At 60.0% G+C, this 23,722-nt stretch carries 21 protein-coding genes; 7 read left to right on the forward strand and 14 right to left on the reverse strand.

Going from position 1 to position 23,722, the window contains the following annotated elements; all coding sequences use genetic code 11:
* Nucleotides 1-96: 96 nt before the first annotated feature.
* Nucleotides 97-618, forward strand: coding sequence for an RNase H family protein (locus I6E56_RS01200; RefSeq protein ID WP_197135513.1), 522 nt, complete (start codon nt 97-99; stop codon nt 616-618).
* A gap of 91 nt (nt 619-709) precedes the next feature.
* Here the strand turns inward: I6E56_RS01200 and I6E56_RS01205 are convergent, their stop codons facing one another.
* The 5 genes from I6E56_RS01205 to I6E56_RS01225 form a co-directional block, all read right to left on the reverse strand.
* Nucleotides 710-2,008: a M18 family aminopeptidase gene (locus I6E56_RS01205; protein ID WP_197135514.1), complete on the reverse strand. Its 1,299-nt coding sequence runs from the start codon at nt 2,006-2,008 to the stop codon at nt 710-712.
* Nucleotides 2,009-2,064: 56 nt separating this feature from the next.
* Entirely contained in the window at nt 2,065-3,384 is a 1,320-nt protein-coding gene (locus tag I6E56_RS01210) for a GNAT family N-acetyltransferase (RefSeq protein WP_197135515.1), read from the reverse strand.
* 21 nt (nt 3,385-3,405) lie between these two features.
* On the reverse strand, nt 3,406-4,155 hold the full coding sequence (locus I6E56_RS01215; RefSeq protein WP_197135516.1) for a DarT ssDNA thymidine ADP-ribosyltransferase family protein: 750 nt from the start codon (nt 4,153-4,155) through the stop codon (nt 3,406-3,408).
* A gap of 51 nt (nt 4,156-4,206) precedes the next feature.
* Nucleotides 4,207-5,370 carry a GAF domain-containing protein gene (locus I6E56_RS01220; protein ID WP_231606202.1) on the reverse strand — a complete coding sequence of 388 codons (1,164 nt, stop codon included), beginning with the start codon at nt 5,368-5,370 and terminating at the stop codon, nt 4,207-4,209.
* A gap of 123 nt (nt 5,371-5,493) precedes the next feature.
* Complete coding sequence (locus tag I6E56_RS01225) at nt 5,494-5,856, reverse strand: DUF5997 family protein (RefSeq protein ID WP_197137976.1); 363 nt, start codon at nt 5,854-5,856, stop codon at nt 5,494-5,496.
* Between the two features lie 37 nt (nt 5,857-5,893).
* On the opposite strand from I6E56_RS01225, the gene I6E56_RS01230 reads away from it, so the two are divergent.
* Nucleotides 5,894-6,619 carry a LysR family transcriptional regulator substrate-binding protein gene (locus I6E56_RS01230; RefSeq protein WP_197135517.1) on the forward strand — a complete coding sequence of 242 codons (726 nt, stop codon included), beginning with the start codon at nt 5,894-5,896 and terminating at the stop codon, nt 6,617-6,619.
* 3 nt (nt 6,620-6,622) lie between these two features.
* Here the strand turns inward: I6E56_RS01230 and I6E56_RS01235 are convergent, their stop codons facing one another.
* The 3 genes from I6E56_RS01235 to I6E56_RS01245 all read right to left on the reverse strand — a co-directional run bounded on the left by I6E56_RS01235 (nt 6,623) and on the right by I6E56_RS01245 (nt 9,339).
* Complete coding sequence (locus I6E56_RS01235) at nt 6,623-7,309, reverse strand: GDSL-type esterase/lipase family protein (RefSeq protein ID WP_231606203.1); 687 nt, start codon at nt 7,307-7,309, stop codon at nt 6,623-6,625.
* A 177-nt stretch (nt 7,310-7,486) separates the two neighbouring features.
* A complete protein-coding gene (locus I6E56_RS01240) occupies nt 7,487-8,332 on the reverse strand; it encodes an ABC transporter permease (RefSeq protein ID WP_231606204.1) in 846 nt (281 codons plus the stop codon).
* Complete coding sequence (locus I6E56_RS01245) at nt 8,329-9,339, reverse strand: ATP-binding cassette domain-containing protein (RefSeq protein ID WP_197135519.1); 1,011 nt, start codon at nt 9,337-9,339, stop codon at nt 8,329-8,331. Before I6E56_RS01245 ends, I6E56_RS01240 begins: the two co-directional genes overlap by 4 nt.
* A gap of 48 nt (nt 9,340-9,387) precedes the next feature.
* Here I6E56_RS01245 and I6E56_RS01250 point away from each other — a divergent pair, with 48 nt between their 5' ends.
* From I6E56_RS01250 to I6E56_RS01265, 4 genes are all read left to right on the forward strand, one after another.
* Entirely contained in the window at nt 9,388-10,203 is an 816-nt protein-coding gene (locus I6E56_RS01250; protein ID WP_197135520.1) for a hypothetical protein, read from the forward strand.
* The gene (locus I6E56_RS01255) at nt 10,200-11,813 is read left to right on the forward strand and encodes a DNA polymerase Y family protein (protein ID WP_197135521.1); all 1,614 of its coding nucleotides are present in this window, start codon (nt 10,200-10,202) and stop codon (nt 11,811-11,813) included. The genes I6E56_RS01250 and I6E56_RS01255 overlap by 4 nt, the downstream gene beginning before the upstream one ends.
* Nucleotides 11,813-15,256: an error-prone DNA polymerase gene (locus tag I6E56_RS01260; protein ID WP_197135522.1), complete on the forward strand. Its 3,444-nt coding sequence runs from the start codon at nt 11,813-11,815 to the stop codon at nt 15,254-15,256. The genes I6E56_RS01255 and I6E56_RS01260 overlap by 1 nt, the downstream gene beginning before the upstream one ends.
* 155 nt (nt 15,257-15,411) lie before the next feature.
* Complete coding sequence (locus I6E56_RS01265; RefSeq protein WP_100389010.1) at nt 15,412-15,615, forward strand: cold-shock protein; 204 nt, start codon at nt 15,412-15,414, stop codon at nt 15,613-15,615.
* 204 nt (nt 15,616-15,819) lie between these two features.
* Here I6E56_RS01265 and I6E56_RS01270 read toward each other — a convergent pair whose 3' ends face one another.
* From I6E56_RS01270 to I6E56_RS01280, 3 genes are all read right to left on the reverse strand, one after another.
* Entirely contained in the window at nt 15,820-17,586 is a 1,767-nt protein-coding gene (locus I6E56_RS01270; protein WP_197135523.1) for a DEAD/DEAH box helicase, read from the reverse strand.
* A gap of 85 nt (nt 17,587-17,671) precedes the next feature.
* Nucleotides 17,672-18,919 (reverse strand): DNA polymerase IV, encoded by a 1,248-nt coding sequence (gene dinB / locus I6E56_RS01275; protein WP_197135524.1) that lies wholly within the window; start codon nt 18,917-18,919, stop codon nt 17,672-17,674.
* A gap of 125 nt (nt 18,920-19,044) precedes the next feature.
* A complete protein-coding gene (locus I6E56_RS01280; RefSeq protein ID WP_197105618.1) occupies nt 19,045-19,308 on the reverse strand; it encodes a GlsB/YeaQ/YmgE family stress response membrane protein in 264 nt (87 codons plus the stop codon).
* A 154-nt stretch (nt 19,309-19,462) separates the two neighbouring features.
* Between I6E56_RS01280 and I6E56_RS01285 the strand changes: the two genes are divergently transcribed.
* Nucleotides 19,463-20,224 (forward strand): SGNH/GDSL hydrolase family protein, encoded by a 762-nt coding sequence (locus I6E56_RS01285; RefSeq protein ID WP_197135525.1) that lies wholly within the window; start codon nt 19,463-19,465, stop codon nt 20,222-20,224.
* A gap of 157 nt (nt 20,225-20,381) precedes the next feature.
* Here I6E56_RS01285 and I6E56_RS01290 read toward each other — a convergent pair whose 3' ends face one another.
* The 3 genes from I6E56_RS01290 to I6E56_RS01300 form a co-directional block, all read right to left on the reverse strand.
* Complete coding sequence (locus I6E56_RS01290; protein ID WP_197135526.1) at nt 20,382-21,488, reverse strand: acyl-CoA desaturase; 1,107 nt, start codon at nt 21,486-21,488, stop codon at nt 20,382-20,384.
* Between the two features lie 110 nt (nt 21,489-21,598).
* Nucleotides 21,599-22,825 (reverse strand): D-alanyl-D-alanine carboxypeptidase, encoded by a 1,227-nt coding sequence (locus tag I6E56_RS01295; protein ID WP_307842714.1) that lies wholly within the window; start codon nt 22,823-22,825, stop codon nt 21,599-21,601.
* Between the two features lie 34 nt (nt 22,826-22,859).
* Nucleotides 22,860-23,693, reverse strand: a complete 834-nt coding sequence (locus I6E56_RS01300) for an RNA methyltransferase (protein WP_231606205.1) — start codon at nt 23,691-23,693, stop codon at nt 22,860-22,862.
* Nucleotides 23,694-23,722 lie beyond the last annotated feature (29 nt).

The raw sequence follows: 23,722 nt of genomic DNA on the forward strand, positions 1-23,722 counted from the left end.
TGACGTGTGTGCCGCACAATCTGTGGTGATAACCAGCTACTAGAGTCGATAGGACGCGGTTGCTCTCTCACTCCGCGAGCTCTTCGAAAGGTTGTTATGACGATTACTGCTGCTGCTGACGGATCGGCGCTCGGCAACCCCGGGCCAGCTGGATGGGCGTGGTACGTCGATGACAACACGTGGGCTGCTGGCGGCTGGGATCACGCCACCAACAACCAAGGTGAGCTCATGGCGGTGCTGCAGCTGTTGCGCGCGACGGCCCATGTCGACGATGATCTGTTGATTTTGTGCGACAGCCAATACGTCATCAACTCGATCACAAAATGGATGCCCGGCTGGAAGAAAAAGGGCTGGCGCAAAGGCGACGGCAAGCCTGTCATGAACGTTGACCTCATCAAGCAGATCGACGAAGCCATCACCGGCCGCCGCTACCGCTTCGAATGGGTTCGAGGTCACGTGGGGCATCCCCTGAATGAAGCCGCGGACGTCAGAGCGCGTGGTGCTGCCGAGGCGTTCCAGCGTCGCTCAGTCTGCCCCGTGGGCCCGGGTTACCCCGGAGCCACCACCAGTGACGCCAGCCTGCCAGCCACAACCGACGAGATCGCTCCCCTGTTCTAATCCGTCGCGGCTTTGACAGCGTGGCGATCAGCGGCGGTGCCGCATGAGCGCGCCGTCGGTACAGCCGGGCTTGGGGCTCCGGGCGTTTGCCTTACTCGGGTGAGAAGAACGCCGCGATTGCTGAGCTCAACGCGAGTGGGTCAGCGACGCCGCACAATTCGCGCGCGGAGTGCATCGAAAGCAATGGGAGTCCAACATCAATCGTTCGGATGCCCAAGCGAGTTGCGGTGATGGGCCCGATGGTTGATCCACACGGCATGTCGTTGTTCGACACGAACTCTTGGTACTCAACGCCAGCCTGACGGCACGCGCGAGCCCACTCCGCAGCGCCAAGCGCATCGGTGGCATAGCGCTGGTTGGCGTTGATCTTGAGCAACGGTCCTCCACCAAGGCGCGGACGATTAGCGGGATCGTGACGTTCAGGGTAGTTCGGGTGTGCGGCGTGGCCGGCATCCGACGAGAGGCACCAGGATTCAGCGACGGCGCGCATCCGGTCTGTTTCTGAACCGCCCAAACCTGCACTGATGCGGGTGACGAGGTCGGCCAGGAACGGCCCCCCAGCACCAGAGCGGGATGCCGAACCAATTTCTTCGTGATCGAACGCGACAAACAACGGAATGTGATCGAGCTTGGTATCGAGCCCGAGCAGAGCGACGAGACCGGCGTGCACCGACGACAGGTTGTCGAGACGACCTGAGGCGAAGAGAGCGTCGTCGAGACCAAAGACAGCTGGCGCCGCGGTGTCGGCGACCACAATGTCATACCCGTCGATGTCCTCGGCAGAACGGTCTTTTGCCTTCGACGACAAGATCGACGCGAGATGACCGAGAACATCGGCATCATCGCGCTCGCCCAAACCGAACATCGGGTTCATGTGCGCTTGGCGCTTGAGGGTGAGCTTGTCGTTAACGCCGCGATCAAGGTGGATAGCGAGCTGCGGAAAACGAAGCAGAGGGCCGGTACGCACGAGTTCAGTGCTGCCATCGCGGAAGGACACTCGGCCGGCGAACTCAAGCTCACGGTCGAGCCAGGAGTTGAGCAGCGGGCCACCATAAACTTCAACACCGGCTTGAAGAACACCCTCTGAACCCGTGGTCGGCTTCGGCTTGAGCTTGAAGCTTGGCGAATCAGTGTGAGCGCCAAGGATGCGGAATGGCGTGGTACCGGTAGCTTTCGTCGGCTGAATCCATGCCGCAATCGCACCATCGCGGATTACGAAGCACTTCGCTGCCTTGCGGGTGCGTGCCCCATTCCAGTCATCAGCCTCGTGCAATTCGCTGAAACCGGCGTCACGCAAGCGGCGCGCAGCCTCCGCTACGGCGTGAAAAGACGACGGTGAAGCGGAGACAAAAGAGGCAAGATCGTGGACATGATTCAGGGCAGCAGTCATGGAATCATTCTCGCACTGTTCCCCGCGAGCAATGCCCAGTGGCTAAGGAGCGAGGGCTAGAACCAGATGTTCAACCACGGTGTCGTTGGCGCGTGAAAGACACGCTCCACCGCTGCCGCAGCGCCTTCGGTTAGCTCCGTGATGCGGCCGGCAGCAACCAGCGCTGACACGGTGACTCCGCCGAGATACAGTGAGCTGAGCTCATTGACCGAGAGTGAAACTGAGGCAATCGCGTCAGGAAGCTCGACTACCTGGCCCACCTGCGGCATCCCGCCCTCATCTGTCGTGAGCACGTAGCGGCCATGGGCAAAGCCGAGGTCGTCGCTGACATCGAAACCGAGCTCGGCTGCACCCGAGTACGTGCGGGCGGTAAGCGATGCGGGCACATCGATGATGCGCAACCACAAGTGGTCAATCGGGGAAACCTGAGCGGCGCGCATGTCGGACAGCAGCCACAGCAGCGGTTCGTCAATAGAGCGCAATTCGGCTTTCACTTCACGCACGAGGTCGACCTCAAGCACAAAACGCCACAATGCCTCGTAGGCCTCGGGCGTCTCAGCCAACAGGTAGTCGACCGTGAGCTTGTGGTGGGTGAAGTCGGCTCCGCCGTCCTTGACGCGATACACCACGAATCCGCGCGATGTTCCGCTCTCGTCATCGAATCGCACGATGCGGGTGTTCTTGGTGTACTCCTCATCGCCGGGCGCAGTGCCGGCGATCTGCTCCCAGCGCAGCGGCCACACCTTAATCTGCCCTGGCGTAGCGAGACGGATACGCTCAAAGACTGTCGGGGCTTCACTGACGAAGACGGCTGGCGAGACATGCTGCAGAGTGCCCCGGCGTTCGTGAGCCACGAGCGAAGCCCGAGTTGTATCGATCGTGAGATCTGCGGCAAAGACGGCTTGACCGAATCCGAAGCGACCATAGATGGTTGACTCCGATACGGTGAGCATCGCCATTGGCAGCCCCATCGCAGCCGCCGAGCGCAATTCTCCTTCAAGAAGCGAACGTGCGATCCCCCGACGGCGATGAGTCGGCGAGACCGTGACCGAGCTAATGGCCCACGCATCGATACTCTGGCCACCCGGCACCGTTAGTTGCTCGGTCCACGAACTGGTCGTTGCCACAGGAATCTCTGGCGCAACCAAACGGTCATCCCAGACGCCGATCGTGCGGCGATACGTTACGCCGGCAAAATTGGAATCAACCTGTTCTTTTGACATCGCCGGTCCGTGAAAGCCACGGGAATCAGCTTGAAACCAGGCCTCGAAGGCGGCACGGTTCGACGTATCGACTAAGTCGTAACGCAATCCGCTTGCGGCGAGGGCAGCAGCCGACGTGGGATCAACAGGATGAAGCGAAAAGTCGTTGGTCATGGACCAACGGTACCGCGAACTTTACTGAATGAACCACGGTGGATACACGGCCACCTTCGTCTTGAACGAGGCTCCGTCGAGGAGGGACTTCACACGCTCGCGAGCTTTGTCGCTCGCCACTCCGACGAGTTGCACATCATCGAAAGCGAAGGAGCCGTGAATGAGAACTTCAGCGTCGTCGGTGAGCTCATCGGCACGCAGATTGCCGAGCATCCGAGTGATTGCCTTTTCGTCTGTGGCAAAGCGCGTCAGGCTTGCTGCGGCATCGCCATCGGCCAGAACGGCATCCTCGCCGAGAGCGCGAACGGTGCTGACGAGGAAAACGAAATCTGTGGGTGTTGCAGTGCGGGCCGCATCTGACCAGCGCGGTTCTGATGCTCCGGCACGCAGTTCACGCCAAGCTGCGGACTCCGGCACCAAGCTGAACGGAACGTAGCGGTCAACAGGCTCGCCTGTGCTGAGCGATGCTGCGCTGCGAAGCTCGCGGGTCAGGGGCGAACTGATGTCGAGAATCGCATCCTCTATTGACGCGGCAGCGACAAGCTGACCTTCGCGGAGGATGCTCTCTAAGTTGCTGATGTGGGTGACGTGGTAGACACGCTGATCCGACAACGACGGCACCTTTGCGCTGGACGCACGAGGAGTGCCGGGAACTCGCTTATTGCGAGACGAGGTCGTGGCACGCGTTACCGGCTTGACAGGGACAGCCTTCGGAAAGCAGGAATCGCAGAGACCGTTTTCGAAGCCGTGGATGCACTCGGTGCCAGACATTGGAGCCTTTCTCGGAGTTCAGAAATGACCTCCGTATCCAAGGTACGGCAATTATCGAGTGCGTATCGCCGTCTCTGCACGATGAGCGAGCTCGCGGAGCAGCGTTTCGTGGCTGGGATCGAAGCGACGTGGTCCCGGATCGAACACGCACACGGCGCCGACGATGTCGCCGTTGGGGGCCGTAACCGGGTAGCCAGCGTAAAACCTGATGCGCGGACCTTGAAGAACCCACGGATGATCGGCAAATCGTTGATCGTTAAAGGTATCTTCCAGAACCACGAGACCGCGATTAGTGAAAGCGGCACTGCAGAAGGCCCCGGCTTCATCGCGGTGCATCGACCCCACACCCGATGTCGACGTAAACCAGTAGGAATCCTGATCATGAAAAGTGATTGCGGCACCGGCGGTGTCGAAGAGCACTCGGGCAGATTGCACGATTGATGTTAAAGAAGTCGATACGTTCTTGCTGGCGAGCGTAGAACTCTCAAACGCCGCCAGCGTGACGACCGACCCGGGCCGTTCAGCGGGCGGAACAGTCACGGCGGTGAGAGAACGAGCGAGGGAGGGCGCGAGCGTGCGTGCCCAATGTGCATAGGTGGGGCTATCGAGCGACACTCGTGTGCTTCCCGCGGATGCCGTGGCTGGAACAAAAGTTGCTCCCGGGCGAGCGGAGCACAACTGCTCACTAATCGCGTTGAGATTCGCAATGTTGTGGTTGACGATTCTGAGCAATGGCGCAGGGAGAGAGACGAATTCGTCGACCGGGGCCACACCGACGATGAAGGCGTGCATTGCGCCGCCGCCGCATTCTTCGATCGTATTGAGGAGATCAGTGACATCACGTCGCCAAGCGAAAAGTGACCGGAAACGCAGCGCATCTCCCCCGCCGAGCGTGAGCACGAGGGCGTCAAACCTTTTAAGATTCGCCCATCGAATTACGACGCCCGTATCAGCAGCAGTCAGCGAGGGATCCGAGACGATGTCTACGCTGCATCCGCGCTGGGTTAGGGCAGATAGTTCTCGAGCTAGATGACCGCCGAGCCCCAATTCATGAGTGTGCACGCCATAGCCAGACGACTTGCCAGGGCCTAGAAGCAGCACGCGGTCTGGATCGGGCCCGATCGCTTCGACGCGGGGGGCATCAGCAGGGAGGGTGAGCGCACGCCACTGTTGTGGCTGCACAGCAAGCCACAGTTTGACGATTGGCCACGCCAATAGCGCAGCGTAGCTACGTAGCAATCAATTCCCCACCCGAACACCCAGACACGGGCACCCTCAAGGTTTCGAGTATAGAGCTGAAAACTATTCAACACCAGTGAGAATGAGGAAAACTAGGAGTTATTTGCGTGCAGCCTTCGCCGCGCGCTCCGTCTTGATCCGCGCGTTCTCGTTGTTGACCGCGGCGTGAACCGAACGTTCTTCGACGAGCCACGCGGGCATCTCGACGAGAAGTGCCTTTATCTCATCCGAAGTCATCACATCGGGTGCGCCGGCGCGGGCAAGCCCCGATGTTGAAACGCCAAGTTTTTGAGCGACTACCTGACGAGGGTGTGGTCCTTCTGCACGCAACTGCGTCAGCCACTCGGGCGGAGTAGCAAGCAATTCTGCGAACTGCCCGCGGCTGATCTCGGAATCGCGGAACTCTTCCGGGGCGGCGGGGAGATAAATCCCCAGCTTTTTGGCGGCGGTTGCGGGCTTCATGGTCTGGACTGGCACCCCCCAAGACTAACCTGAAGACATGTCTTCACCATTCACCGTCGCTTTTGTGCTCGGAGCGACCCCAGGTAAGTGGGCTCGCGTCTGGAATGAACGCTTGCCCGAGACGACGCTCGATCTTGTCGCGGCCGAACAGGAAGTGGCCCTCGATATGTTGCGAGCGGGCACTGCTGATGTCGCCTTGCTGCGCCTTCCTGTCGATCGCGCTGAGAACAGTGATCGGCCACTCGCTGCGATTCCGCTCTATACAGAGCGCGCCGTCGTTGTTGTCCCCAAGGGGCATGCCAGCGAAGCGTTGGATTCGGTGGCTTTGGCTGAACTCGAGGCCGAGAACGTCATTCAGGGTGACTGGCGCGACGCAGTTGAACTTGTTGCAGCCAATGTTGGGGTTGCCGTTCTGCCTCAGGCGGTTGCTCGAGCGCTCACTCGCAAAGACGTCGTCACTCGCATGCTCGACGACGGGCCTGAGTGGCAAGTTGCGGTGGTCTGGCGCGATGGCTCTGTAGACCCTCTCGTAGAAGAGTTCATTGGCATCGTGCGAGGACGCACCGCCCGCAGCTCACGCGGAACCGCCACCGCCAACGATGCTGCTGAGGACACTCCCCCGAGCCGCGCAGCCCAAAAATCTGGAAACGGAAACAAAAAGAGTTCCGGTGCTCGTTCATCGGGACGCACGCACAACGGCAAGGGTGCGGCGAAACGCCCCGCGCGCGCGAAGAGCTTCCGTCCCCAACCGCGCAAGGGTTAGCGGTTATTCTCCAGCGGAATTGCTCAGAATGAATTCTGCGATGTTGGGTGAGATCGCGTCTGCCCACGCGCGGTAACTCTGGCGTCCATCGATTGCCTCCGGGTCTTCGATGGGCGGCGCGAAGCGCACATAGTGAGCATATTCGCGACTCTCCACCAGCCGTTCAATCTCGGTGTTGTAGCGCTCTGTCATCGTGACGGTTCGACGTTGGTAGCTAGGGGGAAAGCTCGACATCTTGGGTGGCATGCAGCCCAGAATGAAAATGCCCGTGTCCGGCTCGGAATTCGCCACAATGAAATCGACGAGGTTGGCCATGTCACGACCCCAGGTGCGAGCAGGGGTGAAGGCGAGCGACTCGAAGACGCCGAAGGACAACACAACGGCGTGTGCCCCGGTGAGGTCATCTTTCGTGAGCTGCGATTGTGCCTCACGCGTTGTCAGTCGAGCGCTCGTGACGGTGGCGACTTCAACGCCATGGCCGGTCAGAGCAGAGAGCGAGCGAGCGAGCGATCCCCCGAGCGCGAGTTCGGGAGAGGCAACCCCGTATCCGACGACGATTCCGGCACCGCACAGCAGAACCTTCTGAACATCGGGACCGTCGGCGAGTACCGGAGGGCCAGCCTCTGGTTTCGGCAGGCCGCGCCACGAATGAGGAGACGTGTAGACCCACGCGAGCATGAAGAGTTTCATGACGACATGTCCAAGGCTGGCGAACATCTCGAACTCCGTTTCGGGCGGTGTCGGAGTGCGCCCGGAGGTTAATCGTGGCGCAAATACCCCGGCGGGTGGGGCGTCTCTAGGTATCGGAACCTTAGCACCGTTGCGGCTGACTTCCTAGGTTATTCGCGCATGGTCGCGCTCTCATGCTCAGCGTGTGCTGATGCTTGCGAACTTGCGGACCGAGAGCGGAACGAAGATTGCAAGCATGACCACGATGCCGATCAACACCGTAAGAATGGGGTGCTGTTGCGTCCAGACATCGGACTGCACCGCTCCAGTCGGGGTGTTGCCAAATAGCTCACGGGCCGCTTGTACAAGAGCTGAAACAGGGTTCAACTCGGCGAAGGTGCGCAGTGGTCCGGGAAGGGTTTCGGCGGGCACGAAGGCGTTGGAGATGAATGTCAGAGGAAAGAGCACGAGGAATGAGACGTTGTTGATGACCTCGGGGCTGCGCACGCTCATGCCAATGAACGCCATAACCCAAGAGAGGGCGTAGGCAAAGAGCAAGAGCAGCGCGATCGCGGCAATCGCCTCGAGCGGGCTCGATTTGATGCGCCATCCGACAACCAAACCCGTGGCCATCATGACGATCATCGAAAGCGAGTTGATGAGAAGGTCACCGTTGGTGCGACCGACCAAGACCGCGGAGGGACTCATCGGCAAGGTGCGGAAGCGATCGATAATGCCGTCTTTGAGATCTTGAGCCATCGCCGAGCCCGAATAAGTTGATCCGAACACCACCGTCTGAGCAAAGATGCCGGCCATGATGAACTCTTTGTACGTGCTACCAGGAATATCGATCACGCCGGCATAGACATAGGTGAAGAGCAGCACGAACATAATCGGCTGCAGCGTCGTGAAAACCAGAATGTCAGGCACACGTTTGATCTTGATGAGGTTGCGACGGGTGGTGATCCAGCCGTCATTCAGCCAGTTCATGACCGGCGACGTGGTGGTCGGGGTCGGTGCTGTCGTGGGTGCGGTGGCGGTCATTTCTGTGCCTTCTGTGCTGGTGCTGCATCCGTCGTATCAGTGTCAGTTTCGTCGGCACTTGCCGTGTGGCCCGTGAGCTTCAAGAACACATCGTCGAGCGTGGGGCGACGCATTCCGGCGTCGTAGAGTTGGATGCCGCGGCTCGCGAACTCCGTGAGAATCAGCTGCAGCGCGGCGGGAGCATCTTCCGCGTTTACGGTCAGGCCGCGGCCGTCGAGACTCACGGCAGGTTCGGTGCTGCCGAAACGAGTGAGGATTTCGTGGGCGGCGGTCGCGTCATCCAGCGACACGAGGCTCACTTCAACTCGCTGACCGCCGATGGACGCTTTGAGCTCATCGGAGGTTCCCTGGGCAATGACTTTGCCGTCGTCGATGACCGAAATGCTGTCGGCAAGCTGGTCGGCTTCTTCGAGGTATTGGGTGGTGAGAAGCACCGTGGTGCCCTCCCCTACGAGCGTTGTAATGACATCCCACATGCCAATGCGGCTGCGCGGGTCGAGACCGGTGGTTGGCTCGTCGAGAAAAAGCACCGGTGGGCGCATAACAAGGGCACCGGCGAGGTCAATGCGGCGACGCATTCCGCCGGAAAATCCTTTGACGGGGCGGTTTTGCGCTTCGGTGAGGTCGAAGAGGGTGATGAGTTCGCGTGCCCGCTCGCGAGATTGCTTGGCACCGAGGTGATAGAGCCGACCGACCATGTCGAGATTCTCGAAACCAGTGAGGTTCTCGTCGACGGCGGCATATTGGCCAGACACCCCGATCATGGGGCGGATGCGCTCGGGGGAAGCGATGACATCGACACCGTTGATAATTGCCGAGCCTGAATCAGGGCGGATGAGAGTGGTCAGCACCTTGACGGTGGTCGTCTTGCCGGCGCCATTCGGGCCGAGCAGAGCCGTTACCGTGCCCTGGGGAACCTCGAGGTTGAGGCCATCAAGAGCATGCACGGGGGCTGCACCCTTGGGTGTGTACGTCTTCTTGAGATCTACTGCTTCGATATAACTCACGGGGTAACGCTAGAACATGCCGGCGACATCGCAAAGACACGCCGGTGGATGTCGTACGCAATTGACACACTCGAACATATGTTCGAATATAAGCAGGTGTCCCCTGCATCCGCCTCTTCCGCTTCAGCGACCGCTGAAGAGTTTTTGGCTGGGCGCGAGGCCTCCGGCGGTGCCACGCTGACAGCGGCGGAACGCGTCGCTGAGTTGCAGTCCCGCATCAGCCAAATGCAGTCCCGCACGCTGAGCTCTACGCTCATCCCCACACATCCCGCCATTGCCTCATTACTCCCGGGGGGTGGTTTGCAGCAGGGCAGCGTTTATTCGGTTGACAGCTCAGCGATGCTCCTCATGACCCTCCTCGCTGCTCCCTCCGCGGCAGGATCGTGGTGCGCTGTCGTGGGAGTGCCCGAGTTCGGGATCGAGGCTGCCCAACGGTTCGGGGTCAATCTCGAACGACTCGTGCTGGTGCCGCATCCGGGAGATCAATGGCTCGCGGTGACGGCAGCGATCGCTGATGTCGTAGATGTCGTCGTCGCCCGCCCGCCCACACGGGCATCCGATTCTGCGGTGGCCAGGTTGGCGTCGCGGCTCAGGCAACGCAAATCAACGCTGCTCATGGTGGGGTCGTGGCCGCAGAGTGAGGCGATGGTGTCGTTGGGCGAGAGCCAATGGCACGGTATTGGCAACGGTCACGGTCATCTGGCGGCGCGTGAAGTGACCGTCACGGTGACGAGCAAGAGTGCGGGGCGACCACGCAGCGCACGCATCTGGCTACCCGATGCTTCTGAACAAATACGTTCTTATAGCGTGGCTGAGTCAGGTCCCGCGCAATTGACGGTTCTGCCACAGCAGGTCTCGGCATGAAAGCCGAATCGTCGCAGGGAACATGGGCAGGCGCAGGAGCGCTTCCCGAGTCACTCCCCCGAGTTCTGGTTCTCTGGGCCCCAGATTGGCCCGTGGTTGCTGCGCGACAACACGAAAAGCTTCCAGCGGATGCCCCGCTTGTCCTCGTGGAGAAGGGGCTTGTCTTTGCGGCAGCAGCGTCCGCTCGTGCTGAGGGCGTCACTCGCGGGTTGCGGTTGCGGGAGGCGCAGTCGCGGTTTCCCGGAATCATCGACCGAGCTTACGATCCTGCCCTCGATAGCCGAGCGTTCGAACCGGTGCTCGCGGGGGTCGAAGAGTTGATTCCCGGGGTGCAAGTGTTGCGGCCGGGCATGTGTGCCGTTCGCGTGCGAGGTGCTGCCCTGTATTACGGCGGAGAAAAAGCGGCAGCGTTGACTGTTATTGATCGCGTGAACGAGATTGCGGCATCCGATGCTCGAGTAGGTATTGCTGATGCTCTCTTCACCGCGGTTCATGCTGCACGCAGCACTATTGCCGCAGACCCTCGTTCGCGAGGGGGAAGAGTGCGGATGGTGCCCGCCGGCAGCTCTGCCGAATTTCTGGCACCACTGCCGATTGCGGTGTTAGAGGAACCGCCTATCGTGACTCTGCTGGTGAAGCTCGGCATCTCCACTCTTGGCGAGTTTGCCCACCTCGACCGCCTCGATGTCCGCACTCGTTTTGGGGAACTCGGCGCTCGACTGCATGCTCTCGCCAGCGGCCGGGATCCGCAGGCTTTCGTCGCGCGCACTCCCCCGCTCGACCTTGACGTCGTGATCGACTTTGAGCCCGCCCTTGATCGAGTGGATCAGGTTGCTTTCGGTATCCGCAGCCGGGCCGACGATTTTGTGGCCGGTCTTGTGCAGGCACAACTGGTGGCGACCGCGATTCGAATCGAACTTGATTCAGAGTCGGGTGAGATTGCCGAACGGGTGTGGCTGCATCCCCGGTCTTTTAGCGCCAGTGATGTTGTCGATCGTGTGCGCTGGCAAGTGCAAGGCTCTGCTCTCATCGAGGCGGGGCTCAGCTCGGGCATCTCTCGGGTGCGCATTGTGCCCGAAACAGTTGACGAGATCGGCAATCACGAAACCGGGCTATGGGGGTCGGGGCTAGAGCCGCGCATCCATCACGGGCTTTCTCGAGTGCAAAGCATGCTTGGCCACGGTGGTGTTCTTGTGCCCACGATCGAGGGCGGGCGCACCCTGCAGTCTCGTCAACGACTCACCGCGTGGGGTGACCGCAGCGTCACCGAGCGATCGCCACAACGCCCCTGGCCCGGCGTTCTCCCTGCTCCACTGCCGGGAACAGTATTCTCCACCCGTCACGCCGTGCATGTGTTCGCCGAAGATGGCACCACAGTGTCGGTGGATGAGCGTGGCCACGTTGCTGCACCGCCCGCCCAGTTTTCGACAAGCGATTCACGTTCACGCACTCTTACTGCGTGGGCGGGGCCCTGGCCACTCGCCGAACGATGGTGGGAGGCAGAATCCCCCGGGCGTTCGTGGCGCTTTCAGGCTGTTGACGACACTGGATGCGCGTGGCTATTGGTGCTCGATGACGGCGGTTGGTGGGCTGAAGCGAGGTATGACTAATGGCGTGGTCTAACCCTCCCATTCCGTGGCGGCAGTTGGAGCGCACGCTGTCGGGTTTTGGTACCGTCACGCCGATTGGTGAAGCCGGTGACGGTCGAGCCATGTCGCTCGTCTCCAGCAAGCGCGCCCCCTACATCGCTCCCAACGCGCCGCCGAATGACGTGGCGTCAGAAGCGAGCATGGCCGCCACGGTCGTGCCGTATGCAGAGCTGCACGCCCATTCAAGTTTCAGCTTTCTCGATGGCGCGAGCATGCCCGAAAAGCTCGCAGAAGAAGCAGCGCGGCTGGGATTGAGCGCTCTCGCTCTCACCGATCACGACGGGCTCTATGGCATTGTGCGCATGGCCGAAGCAGCCGCCGAATTAGGATTACGCACCATGTTTGGCGCCGAGCTCTCGCTCGGATTGAGCGGGCCCCAAAACGGCATAGCCGATCCCGAAGGCGATCACCTTCTCGTGCTTGCTCGAAAAGAGGAGGGCTACCACCGTCTTGCCTTGGCCATTACGCGAGCTCAATTAGCCGGTGGCGAAAAAGGTCGTCCTCGTTACGACCTCGCTGACCTCGCTGAACTGGCATCCGGGCACTGGTTTGTGCTCACGGGCTGCCGCAAGGGAGCGGTACGTCGCGCCCTCAGCGGCCCCGAGGGCAGTAGCGCTCCCACGACGGAATCCATGCGTGCAGCAGGGGCAGAGCTTGATCGGCTCAGTGAACTGTTCGGGCCGGATGCGGTGATTGTTGAACTCTTCGACCATGGTTACCCGCTCGACTCCGTTCTCAACGACGCTCTCGTGCTGCTCGCCGCCGAACGCGGACTGCGGGTGGTCGCGACGTCCAACGCTCACTATGCGACCCCGCGCCAGCATCACTTGCATTCAGCGATCTCAGCGGTGCGTGCTCGTCGCAGTCTCGACGAGATGGACGGGTGGCTTCCGGCTGCGGGCACAGCCCATTTGCGTTCAGGGGCTGAGATGGCTGTGCTTTTTGCGCGCTATCCCGAAGCAGTAGCGACGACAGTGGAGATCGCAGACGAGGCAGCATTCGAACTCCGGCAAGCGAAGCCGGCGCTTCCCGATCAGGACGTTCCCGAAGGGCACACGCCCGCGAGCTGGTTGCGCGAGCTGACGTGGGCCGGGGTAAAAGACCGCTCTATTGAATTGTCGGAAGCTAACCGGGCACGCATCCAGCGAGAACTTGATGTCATCGAAGAGAAAAACTTTGCCGGCTATTTTCTGATCGTGCACGACATCGTGGCCTTTGCGCGCGGGCGTGGCATCCTGTGCCAGGGGCGCGGGTCGGCCGCCAGCTCTGTGGTCTGTTACCTGCTCAAGATCACGGCGGTTGACCCTCTGCGTTACAAGCTCCCTTTCGAGCGCTTCATCTCAGCGATGCGAGAAGAGGAGCCAGACATCGATGTCGACTTCGACTCCGAGCGTCGTGAAGAAGTTATCCAATACGTATTCGAACGGTATGGGCGCGAGAATGCGGCGCAGGTCGCGAACGTGATTCAGTACCGTCCCCGGTTTGCCGTGCGCGATATGGCGAAAGCTCTCGGGCATAGCCCAGGGCAGCAAGATGCGTGGTCGAAACAGATGGAGCGCTGGGGTTCCGACGTTTCGGGAGTTGACCACGACATCCCCGATTCGGTCTTGGATCTTGCCCAACAGGTGATGAAATTTCCGCGGCACCTCGGCATCCACTCGGGTGGCATGGTTCTCACCCAACGGCCGGTTGGTGAGGTCGTGCCGATCGAGCACGCACGCAAAGATAAACGCACCGTGGTGCAGTGGGATAAAGATGACTGCGCCTGGATGGGGCTGGTCAAGTTCGACCTGCTGGGCCTCGGCATCCTGTCGGCTATGCAATACAGTTTCGATCTCGTTGACGAGGCCCTCGGCGAACGGTGGGATCTTGCGACTATCCCTGCCGAAGAGCAGGGCGTCTATGACCAACTGTGTCGAGCGGATGCCATCGGCGTATTCCAAGTCGAGAGCCGTGCTCAGATGGGGTTGCTGCCGCGCCTTCAGCCGCGCGAGTTTTATCACCTTGTGGTCGAGATCGCGCTCGTGCGTCCCGGCCCGATTCAGGGCGGTGCAGTGCACCCCTATGTTCGCCGCAAAATGGGTGCCGAACCGATCACTTACCTACACCCCAACCTTGTAGAGCCTCTCGAACGCACCCTCGGCGTTCCCATTTTTCAAGAGCAACTCATGCAAATTGCGGTCGCGGTTGGCGGCTGTTCGGCTGACGACGCCGATCTTCTACGGCGCGCAATGGGCTCGAAGCGTGGAATTGAACGCATCGACAAGTTGCGCACCAAGTTGTATGCGGGAATGGCCAGCAATGGCATCGAAGGCGCGGATGCTGACCGAATTTACGAAAGCATCCAAGCCTTTGCCGGGTTCGGCTTTGCTGAGAGCCACGCTCTGAGCTTCGGGCTGCTCGTGTATGCCAGTGCGTGGGTGCGGCTCCACTACCCCGCGGCGTTCTTGGCTGCGCTCCTGCGGGCGCAACCGATGGGTTTCTATTCGCCGCAATCATTGGTGGCGGATGCCCGCCGTCACGGTGTGGTCGTGCTTGGTCCCGACATCCAACGTTCGGGGGTCTTTGCCGGATTGGAAGCTCTGGGCGACGAAGTCGCGGCTACGGGCACTGATCGTTGTCTCGATGCTGAACAGCCTCCTGTGGGGCCGTTCGATCGTTCAGCATCCTTCGACACCGACGACCACCGCCGCGATGGAGCCTTTGCCGTGCGCCTGGGATTCGATGAAGTAAAAGGTGTCGGAGCGACAGTTGCCGAGAAAATTGTGGCTGCCCGCGAGTCCGGCGAGTTCGTGTCGATGAATGATCTGGTGCGGCGGGTAGGTCTCACGACGAAACAATTGGAGGCTCTGGCAGCAGCGGGAACTTTCGACTCTCTCGAACTCACTCGTCGCGAGGCGATGTGGAATGCGGGTAACGCGGCACAGGATCGCGAGGAGTATCTCCCCCACAGTATGGTCACCGTTCAGCCGCCACTCTTTTCAATGTCGAGCCCGGTGGATGACCTGATGGCCGACCTCTGGTCAACGGGAATTTCGCCGGCAAGCCACCCGGTCGCCCACCTAAGGTCAGCCCTGAGTGCGCGGGGAATCCTGAGCGCAACCGACCTGATGACCGCGGAATCCGGGCGTCGTATCGAAATTGGCGGTGTTGTGACGCATCGTCAACGTCCCGCGACGGCCAGCGGAATCACCTTCATCAACATTGAAGATGAGACAGGTCTTATCAACGTGATTTGCAGTGTTGGAGTCTGGGGGCGCTACCGCCGAGTCGCTCGAGACAGTGCAGCGCTCATCGTTCGTGGTGTCCTCGAACGCTCCGTTGACGGTGTAATTAATGTTGTCGCAGACCGCTTTGAACCGCTTTCGGGGCTTCCCCGCACCCAATCTCGAGATTTCCACTAATGACGACTTCATTACCGTTATGTGACTTTTTCGAAATAGATGACACATGCAGGGCTTTCCTGCTATAGCCTTATCCCATCGTTCATGTTCTAGACAAAGGCATGAATGCGGCCTCGACTGTCGGGGCCTGAGGAACGCTCCTGGAGGAGTTTTAAATGGCACTAGGTACCGTCAAGTGGTTCAACGCAGAAAAGGGCTTTGGCTTCATTGCCCCCGAGGACGGAAGTCCTGATGTGTTCGCCCACTACTCGGCCATCGCAACAAATGGCTACAAGTCGCTCGACGAGAACCAAAAGGTTGAGTTTGACATCACACAGGGACCCAAGGGTCCCCAGGCGGAGAACATCCGCCCCCTCTGATCTTGATAGTTCAGTAATGAGAACGCCCCCGGTCCTATACCGGGGGCGTTTTCTTGTTAAAAACGGATGCATGGATGCACGCTTGAAGGCATGCGTGCGTGCAGAACCCGGCAGGCTGTGTGTTTCGCACGGTGAATCGCGAAGCGCGTACGGCCCAGCTGTTGGGTACGGCCCGGCTGTTGGGTACGGCCCAGTTGTGAGCGACTAGTGCATGCCCTTGCGCAAGTAATCGATGCGGGTCTGCAATTGCGTCACCGTAGCCTGAGCGACCGCAGGGCCGCCACAGACGCGACGCAGCTCCGCGTGGATCAATCCGTGCGGTTCGTTTGAAAGCTTCGCTCTACGGCCCACGAGGTTGTTGAGCAGGGTCCGCTGCTCTTTGAGCGTGCGATACAGCGGCGGCGGCTGTTCTTCCTTGGGGCGACTCTCTGCGCGCTTTGACTGGCGTTTTTGGCGCTGCAGCAACAATTCTCGTACTTGCTCGGGCTCTAGAATGCCGGGAAGCCCAATGAAGTCGAGCTCTTCGTCGCTGCCCGGTTCGGCAGCGAAACCAAACTCGGCGCCATCGAACAGCACCCGATCGAAGTTCGCTTCAGACTCAATGGCTTCCCACGTGAACTCATCTGCAAGTTCATCGCTCGTCTTCTCTTCACGGTTCTCCGCATCGAGGAGGCTGTCATCGAGCAGATCATCAGGCGATTCTTTGCGATCGAGCGCGTGGTCCCGCTCCTTCTCGAGCTTGCCGGCGAGGTTCATGAGGTTGGGAACGCTCGGCAAAAAGATCGATGCCGTTTCGCCGCGGCGACGAGTACGCACGAAACGACCGACAGCTTGGGCGAAATACAACGGAGTGGATGCCGACGTTGCGTACACGCCGACGGCAAGGCGAGGAACGTCAACGCCCTCAGACACCATGCGCACGGCCACCATCCACCGGCTATCGCTTTCAGCAAACTTTTCGATCCGCGATGACGACTCTTTTTCGTCGGAGAGCACAATCGTGGCGGACTCCCCCGTGATGTCCTTAATGAGCTTGGCGTAGGCGCGGGCCGCGAGTTGGTCGGTCGCGATGACGAGTCCTCCGGCATCAGGAACCGAATGCCGCACCTCGCTGAGGCGACGATCCGCTGCCCGCAGCACTGCCGGCATCCATTCGCCTTTGGGGTCAAGAGCGGTGCGCCACGCCTGCGCGGTGACGTCTTTGGTGTCTCCTTCGCCGAGGCGGGCTTCCATCTCATCGCCCATGCGGGTGCGCCAGCGCATCTTGCCGGCATAGGCCATGAAAATAACGGGTCGAACAACACCGTCTTCGAGCGCACGACCATAGCCATAGCTGTAGTCGGTGACCGAAGTGCGGATGCCCTCATGGTTGGGCGCATAGGTCACGAAGGGAATGGGCGCGGTATCGCTGCGGAACGGTGTACCCGTGAGTGAGAGCCGCCGAGTGGCACGACCGAAGGCGGTGTGAATGGCGTCGCCCCAGCTGAGAGCGTCACCGCCGTGGTGCACTTCGTCAAGAATCACGAGCGTGCGGGCAGAGTCGGTGATCTCTTGATGAAACGAGGCCTTCATGGCGACTTGCGCATAGGTCACAGCAACACCGTGGAAACGTCGACCGCCCCAGGCATCGCCGTTGGAGAACGATGGATTGAGCCGGATTCCGACACGGTTGGCGGCATCCGCCCACTGGCGTTTGAGGTGATCAGTTGGCGCGACGACCGTGACGCGATCGATCTCCCGGCGAGCGAAAAGCTCAACAGCGAGACGGAGAGCGAAGGTGGTTTTTCCGGCGCCAGGTGTTGCAGCGGCCAGAAAGTCGCGGGGTTCTTTCTCGAAGTAAAGATCGAGGGCTTCTGCCTGCCACGCCCGCAGCTTAGATGCGGTGCCTCGGGCAGCGCGCTCAGGGTACGACGGTGAGAGATGTTCCGCCGCGAAGGTGCCCACGGTGGGGCCAGGCAATGGAGTGCTCACTTGATAAGACTTTACCGTTCTCTACTGACAACTGAGTTCGTGACTGCTGTGTTTTGGCCGTGCGGGCAAAAAATTTTGCGAACGACTAGTCACGTTGTCCGAGGCGGGGCCGTTCCGATCGCTGGGATCCCAAGAGGCGCGCTGGTCCTATCGCGCCAGTCCCGAAGCGAGCGGATGCCGCCTCCATAGCTTCTTCGGCGTCGCGCCAGCCGTCGGTGGTGTCCCACAAACTCAGCTGCCCGCCGCCCGGTTCGACGAGTTGCTCGCCGCGCACGCCCACGAGACGCACCGGCCGACCTTCGCGAGCAAAGTCGGCATAGACATCTCTGACGGTCTCGTAGATGGTGCGGCCGAGGTCGGTGGGGTCGGGCAGCTTGCGCGAGCGAGTAATGGTGCTGAAGTCTTCGAACCGGAGTTTCAGCACCACGGTGCTCGCTTCCATGCCGGCGCCACGCAAGCGTGCAGCGACCTTTCCGGAGAGCCGGAGCAGTTCGCGGCGGATCTCGTTGGCATCCAACACGTTGTATTCAAAGGTGGTCTCGTGGCCGATACTCTTCTCGGCGGCCCGTTCGACGACGCTGCGGGGATCGTTTCCCCAGGAGAGGTTGTGCAGCTTTACCGCGCCAGCTTCGCCGACCGCGCGCGTGAGAGTTTCTCGATCTGCGTGAGCAATATCGGCAATGGTGCTGAATCCGCGTTGCTGCAGCGACTCGGCAGTCTTGCCGCCGACGCCCCACAGGGCTGTGATAGGTAGCGGATGCAGAAATTCGATTGTCTTGTCGGCCGGGATGACGAGCAGTCCATCGGGCTTAGAGAGGCCCGACGCGACCTTCGCGACGTACTTTGAGGCTGCGGCGCCGACCGAACAGACAAGCCCTGTTTCGGCAAAGACTCGACGACGCAGCAGTGCTGCCACCTCGAGGGGGGACCCGTAGATGGCCCGCGCTCCTGCAACATCCAGAAACGCTTCGTCGATGCCGAGTCGTTCTACCTTGGGGGTGAGTTGATCGCAGATGTCGAAAACGATGGAAGAAAAGTGCTGATAACGCTCGAAATGTGGCTCTAGCACGATGGCGTTGGGGCACCGGCGCAGGGCGAGGGCCATGGGCATCGCTGAGTTCACGCCATACTTGCGGGCCTCGTAAGTAGCTGCGGTGACCACCGAGCGAACGGAGTTGTGCCCGACAATGACGGGTTTACCGATGAGCTCAGGGTGATCGAGGAGTTCGACGGAGGCGAAGAAGGCATCCATGTCAACGTGCAGGATCGTCGCCGTGCTGTCGTCGACTCCCGGTGCGGTCACATGTCGCGTGCGACCATCTTGCTTACCCATAGCGCCATTGTCGCAGGTGCCTCTGACGATGGATGCGGAATACTGCGCAGTGCGGCGAAGAACCGCTGAGCGCACAGAAAAGGGGCGGTGCACCGAAGTGCACCGCCCCTTTTGCCTAAGAGTGTTTAACGACGTGAGCCGCGTGTGATCAGTCCATAGAGGAAGAGCACGAGCACTGAGCCGCCGATGGCGACGAGCCACGTTTCGATGGAGAAGAACTCTTCGAGGCCAATGCCAAAGATGGCGCCTCCCACGAATCCTCCGACGAGTGCTCCAACAACACCGAGAAGAAGTGTTGCGAGCCAACCGCCGCCCTGACGTCCCGGCAGAATTGCTTTCGCAATAGCTCCGGCGATAAGTCCGAGTACGATCCAGCCGATGATTCCCATTGTGTGTTCTCCAAACGATGGTTAAGTGGTCTTCGGTGTGAAAACCAACAGAGAAGAGATAACCACGTGCCCCATGCGGGGGTCAAAGCAACTCAGGTTCTTCACAGGAATCACCCGGGTAGCGCACAGATCAATTTTGAGACAGGCTAGACGTATGCAAGAACAACACCCGTGGAGCAGATATGTCGCAATCGGCGATTCCTTCACAGAGGGCATTGGTGACCCTGAACCCAACTCCCCCGGCGGTAACCGCGGGTGGGCTGACCGCGTTGCGGAAGTGCTCGGCGGCCACAAACCAGACTTTGCGTATGCCAACTTGGCAATTCGTGGTCGATTACTTAATCAGGTTGCTGATGAACAGCTTGAACCGGCAATGGAGCTTAAGCCTGACCTCATCACCGTCTCTGCTGGCGGCAACGACATCATCCGCCCAGGCTCCGATGCCGATGAGGTCGCTCAGCGCGTAGATGTTCTCGTTGAGCAGCTTCGCCGGGACGGCGCGACAGTCGTGCTTTTTACCGGCCCTGATATCGGAATGACGCCCGTCCTCAATCGGATGCGCGGCAAAGTTGCCATTTACAACGAAAACATTCGCGCTGTAGCCCAGCGCCACGATGCCGTTGTCGCCGACATGTGGGCGTTGCGCGAACTCGCTGACCCGCGCATGTGGTCACCCGATCGCCTCCATTTCTCCCCCGTTGGCCATCACACGGTCGCTCGCATGGTGCTCGACTCGCTCAATGTTGCCAACGAACTTGAGCCTTTCCGGCCTGAGCCGCTTCCTCCGCGTCTCTGGCGCGAAGCGCGCGTCGAAGACATCGGCTGGGCGCGTGAACACCTTGTGCCATGGGTATTGCGTCGAATCCGTCACCAATCGTCGGGCGACAACGTCACAGCGAAACGACCGGGCTTCTAAACGTAAGTGCCCCTCACGGACTCTAGGACGCCCGTGAGGGCATCAACGCGCGCCACAGCACCCACGTAGTCAGCGCACCGCCAGTGAGCGGCTGGAGACGAGAAGAGGGCCCCTGCCAATGCGACAGGGGCCCTCTTCTCTTATGTTTCTCCGCTAGCTACCCGGTGTATCCGGTGCGACCGGCCGCGGGGCAGTCAAAAGGATCTCCATCGGCGCTGAGGCCGACTTCGTTCAGGTGGCGAATAACGATGCCGTACGACGTGACGAGTCCGACCTCGGTGTACTTGATGTCTTTCGTCTTGCAGTACTCCTTCACCATTTCTGCGGCGAGAGGCAAGTGCGGCCGCGGCATAGTGGGGAAAAGGTGGTGCTCGATCTGGAAGTTCAGGCCGCCCATGAAGTGGTTCATGAACACGCCACTGCGAATGTTGCGGCTTGTCAGCACTTGACGACGCAGGAAGTCAACTTTGGAGCCCTTAGGCAAGATCGGCATTCCCTTGTGATTGGGAGCGAAGGATGCACCCATATAGAGACCGAAAATTCCCATCTGTACTCCTAGGAAGGCGAAAGCCATTCCCAGTGGGAGCACGCTGAACACGATGGTGAGGTAACCGATGTTGCGCACGAGGAGGAGGGTGATCTCTAGCCAGCGCTTGTCAACCTTCTTCTTGAAGTTGAAGACCTCCTGGAAGGCGTGGGAGTGGAGGTTGAAACCCTCGAGCAGAAGCGCGGGGAAGAACAGGTAGCCCTGACGCTTCGCCATGAACTTAGTCATGCCCTTGAGCCCGACGGTCTTTTCCTTCTGGAAAATGATGAAGTCAGTCTCGATATCAGGGTCTTTATCGACCGTGTTGGGGTTCGCGTGGTGACGCGAGTGCTTGTTCATCCACCAGGCGTAGCTAATTCCGACGACGAGGTCGGACATGAGCCGCCCCAACGTGTCATTGAGCTTGCTGGACTGAAAAACCTGGCGGTGAGCCAGTTCATGCGTAAGAAACGCGTATTGCGTAAAGATGATGCCCATCGCTGCGGCGATCAACAAGATGTACCACGTGCCGGCAAGCATCGCGAAGCCAACCCAAGCGGCGGCCATAGCGACGGTTATCACGGCAAACGTGATGATGTAGAAGCGTCTGTTGCGACGCAACAAACCTGCTTCACGAACGGTGCGCAGCAAAGCGGCGAAATCGCTCATTGGGCTTCCGACTCCGCGGGGGCCCGTCTTGATGATTCGTGTGGGATCGGCTGAGAGAGAACTACTCACGTGACCTCAGATGTTTTGAATGACTTCCCAGCCATTTGTCAATCGAGCAAGTGCTCCAGATGCACTCCACCTTATCGCGGCCCCCTGTGAGTGCCGTGTTTATTCCATAACTAAAACAAACTTTGTGGATTTGTGAGTCTCCACCATGCTCCAGGATCGTCAATTTCTTCGCTGAAAACCAGCGGAATATCTAACGTCTTGGCGCCGATTTGCACATGGAGTGTTCCAGCGTTTTCCCCGGACTCCGCGAGTCGCACAGGCACTGCTTCGACTGTCATCGAAATCTCGTCCTCGCCCCACACAACCGCTGTCGACGTAGTCGAGGCGATCGCGGCCGACTCATCCCCCCACGGCGTGTCATAGTCGGCGAACTCTTCTCCGGCGGTCGCTAGTTCTACCTCGGAGTATCCAGCGGTTGCATCCGCAATGAGCTCCTGAATTGCGGCGTCAATCGTGGGGTGGTCTGGGCCTCCAAGAACGACACCGACGAGGGTGACTACTTCTTCGCCGACGGTCACATCAGCGGAGAATAGAAGGCAGGACCAGCCGACGACGAGGGTCCCCGTCTTGATTCCATCGACGCCATCGATGCCGAGGAGTGCGTTGCTGTTGCTCACTGTTCCGATGCTTGGAATCTCTGCGGACGAGGTGGATACGATGTCTGCGATTACTGGGTTTCCTATTGCCAGCCGGGCAAGTTCAGTGAGATCAGCAGCTGTGCTTCGATTCGTATCCTGAATTCCGGAAGGCTCAGTGAGCGTCGTATTCTCGAGCCCATTTTCTTCAAGCCACACCGCAGCGGCTGCAACAAAAGCGTCTTCAGAGCCAAAAGCCCAGTTCGCTAGCGATTGCGCATAGTTGTTTGCGGAAGGAAGCAGCACAACCGTCATAGCATCGCGCTGGGACAGTTGGAGACCGTCGTATACCGGCGACACTGACCCATACTGTGCGACCTGAGTGTTGTAGAAGTCGACGTCGGTTTGTCCGAAGGTAATCGTGGGTCCTGCTTCATCCACGTCAAGCGGTTTGGCGTCGAGAACCACGAGCGTCGTAATGATTTTCGTGATCGATGCGATAGGCAAAGGATCACTGCTACCCGCTTGAGCGAGCACGCCAGCGCGGTCGAGGGCTCCGATTGCGGAGGCTCCATAACTGGGAAAACTGAACTCTGCCTCGGCAGCGACGGGAAGGTCAACCGGAAGCACATTCGCTGAGGTCTCGTCGAGCGGCGCGAGAAGAGTGAGCGGCAAGTAGAACGCTGTCGCGAGCACGACGCCCGCTGCAGAGAACACGGCAATACGACGGCGACGAAAGATTTGGGGTGGGGTCAGCGGCACCGGATAACGCTAACAGGCGATTCTATGACGACGGTTAGTGTGCTCGGAGCATGTACATTCCGACCGCACTCGCGGCCGCTACGTTGAGCGAATCGACGCCATGCATCATCGGAATCTTGACAACAGTATCCGCGGCGTCGATAGTGCTGCGAGATAGACCGTCACCCTCTGTGCCCAAAATCAGCGCGACCCGTTCTGGAGCCTCTGCTGCGAAACTATCAAGATCAACCGAGTCGTCGTTGAGAGCGAGAGCGGCCAGATGGAAGCCAGCGGCTTTCAGCTCGGCGGCGCCAGCAGGCCAGTCCGGGATACGGGTCCACGGCACCTGAAGCACCGTTCCCATACTGACGCGCACACTGCGACGGTAGAGCGGGTCGGCACACCGTGGCGTAATGAGAACGGCATCCGCTCCGAGCGCCGCAGCCGAGCGAAAAATGGCGCCGACGTTGGTGTGATCAACGATGTCTTCCAGGATCACGATGCGGCGTGCATCCGCCACCAGCTCGGCAACGCTCGGCAAGATCGGGCGATGCATCGATGCCAAAGCCCCCCGATGAAGATTGAAACCGGTGAGTTGTTCGAGTAGCGCTGACTCCCCCACGTAGATCGGAACCGGAGAATCCCCGAGCAATTCCGCCACGTCATCGAGCCACTGCTCGAGCACGAGCACAGCGCGCGGCTGATGGCCGGCTCGAAGCGCCCGAGCAATCACTTTGGATGACTCGGCAATGTAGAGACCGCCGGCTGGCTCTGTGCGACGGCGCAGAGCAACATCCGTGAGATTGGCGAAGTCGCTGAGGCGAGGATCGGAGAGATCGGTGACCCGGATGACGTTCACGGTGTGTTCCCAACTGTGCGGTTTCGCCATCAGGTGAATCTGAAATGGCAGTGGATGAG

Source organism: Salinibacterium sp. NK8237 (genome assembly GCF_015864955.1).
Lineage (GTDB): Bacteria > Actinomycetota > Actinomycetes > Actinomycetales > Microbacteriaceae > Rhodoglobus.

Excerpts from the sequence above, each read along its gene's own strand:
- I6E56_RS01200 (WP_197135513.1), top strand. The coding sequence starts at position 97 with ATGACGATTACTGCTGCTGCTGACGGATCGGCGCTCGGCAACCCCGGG.
- I6E56_RS01205 (WP_197135514.1), bottom strand. The coding sequence starts at position 2,008 with ATGACTGCTGCCCTGAATCATGTCCACGATCTTGCCTCTTTTGTCTCC.
- I6E56_RS01210 (WP_197135515.1), bottom strand. The coding sequence starts at position 3,384 with ATGACCAACGACTTTTCGCTTCATCCTGTTGATCCCACGTCGGCTGCT.
- I6E56_RS01215 (WP_197135516.1), bottom strand. The coding sequence starts at position 4,155 with ATGTCTGGCACCGAGTGCATCCACGGCTTCGAAAACGGTCTCTGCGAT.
- I6E56_RS01225 (WP_197137976.1), bottom strand. The coding sequence starts at position 5,856 with ATGAAGCCCGCAACCGCCGCCAAAAAGCTGGGGATTTATCTCCCCGCC.
- I6E56_RS01230 (WP_197135517.1), top strand. The coding sequence starts at position 5,894 with ATGTCTTCACCATTCACCGTCGCTTTTGTGCTCGGAGCGACCCCAGGT.
- I6E56_RS01235 (WP_231606203.1), bottom strand. The coding sequence starts at position 7,309 with ATGAAACTCTTCATGCTCGCGTGGGTCTACACGTCTCCTCATTCGTGG.
- I6E56_RS01240 (WP_231606204.1), bottom strand. The coding sequence starts at position 8,332 with ATGACCGCCACCGCACCCACGACAGCACCGACCCCGACCACCACGTCG.
- I6E56_RS01250 (WP_197135520.1), top strand. The coding sequence starts at position 9,388 with ATGTCGTACGCAATTGACACACTCGAACATATGTTCGAATATAAGCAG.
- I6E56_RS01255 (WP_197135521.1), top strand. The coding sequence starts at position 10,200 with ATGAAAGCCGAATCGTCGCAGGGAACATGGGCAGGCGCAGGAGCGCTT.
- I6E56_RS01260 (WP_197135522.1), top strand. The coding sequence starts at position 11,813 with ATGGCGTGGTCTAACCCTCCCATTCCGTGGCGGCAGTTGGAGCGCACG.
- I6E56_RS01265 (WP_100389010.1), top strand. The coding sequence starts at position 15,412 with ATGGCACTAGGTACCGTCAAGTGGTTCAACGCAGAAAAGGGCTTTGGC.
- dinB (WP_197135524.1), bottom strand. The coding sequence starts at position 18,919 with ATGGGTAAGCAAGATGGTCGCACGCGACATGTGACCGCACCGGGAGTC.
- I6E56_RS01280 (WP_197105618.1), bottom strand. The coding sequence starts at position 19,308 with ATGGGAATCATCGGCTGGATCGTACTCGGACTTATCGCCGGAGCTATT.
- I6E56_RS01285 (WP_197135525.1), top strand. The coding sequence starts at position 19,463 with ATGCAAGAACAACACCCGTGGAGCAGATATGTCGCAATCGGCGATTCC.
- I6E56_RS01300 (WP_231606205.1), bottom strand. The coding sequence starts at position 23,693 with ATGGCGAAACCGCACAGTTGGGAACACACCGTGAACGTCATCCGGGTC.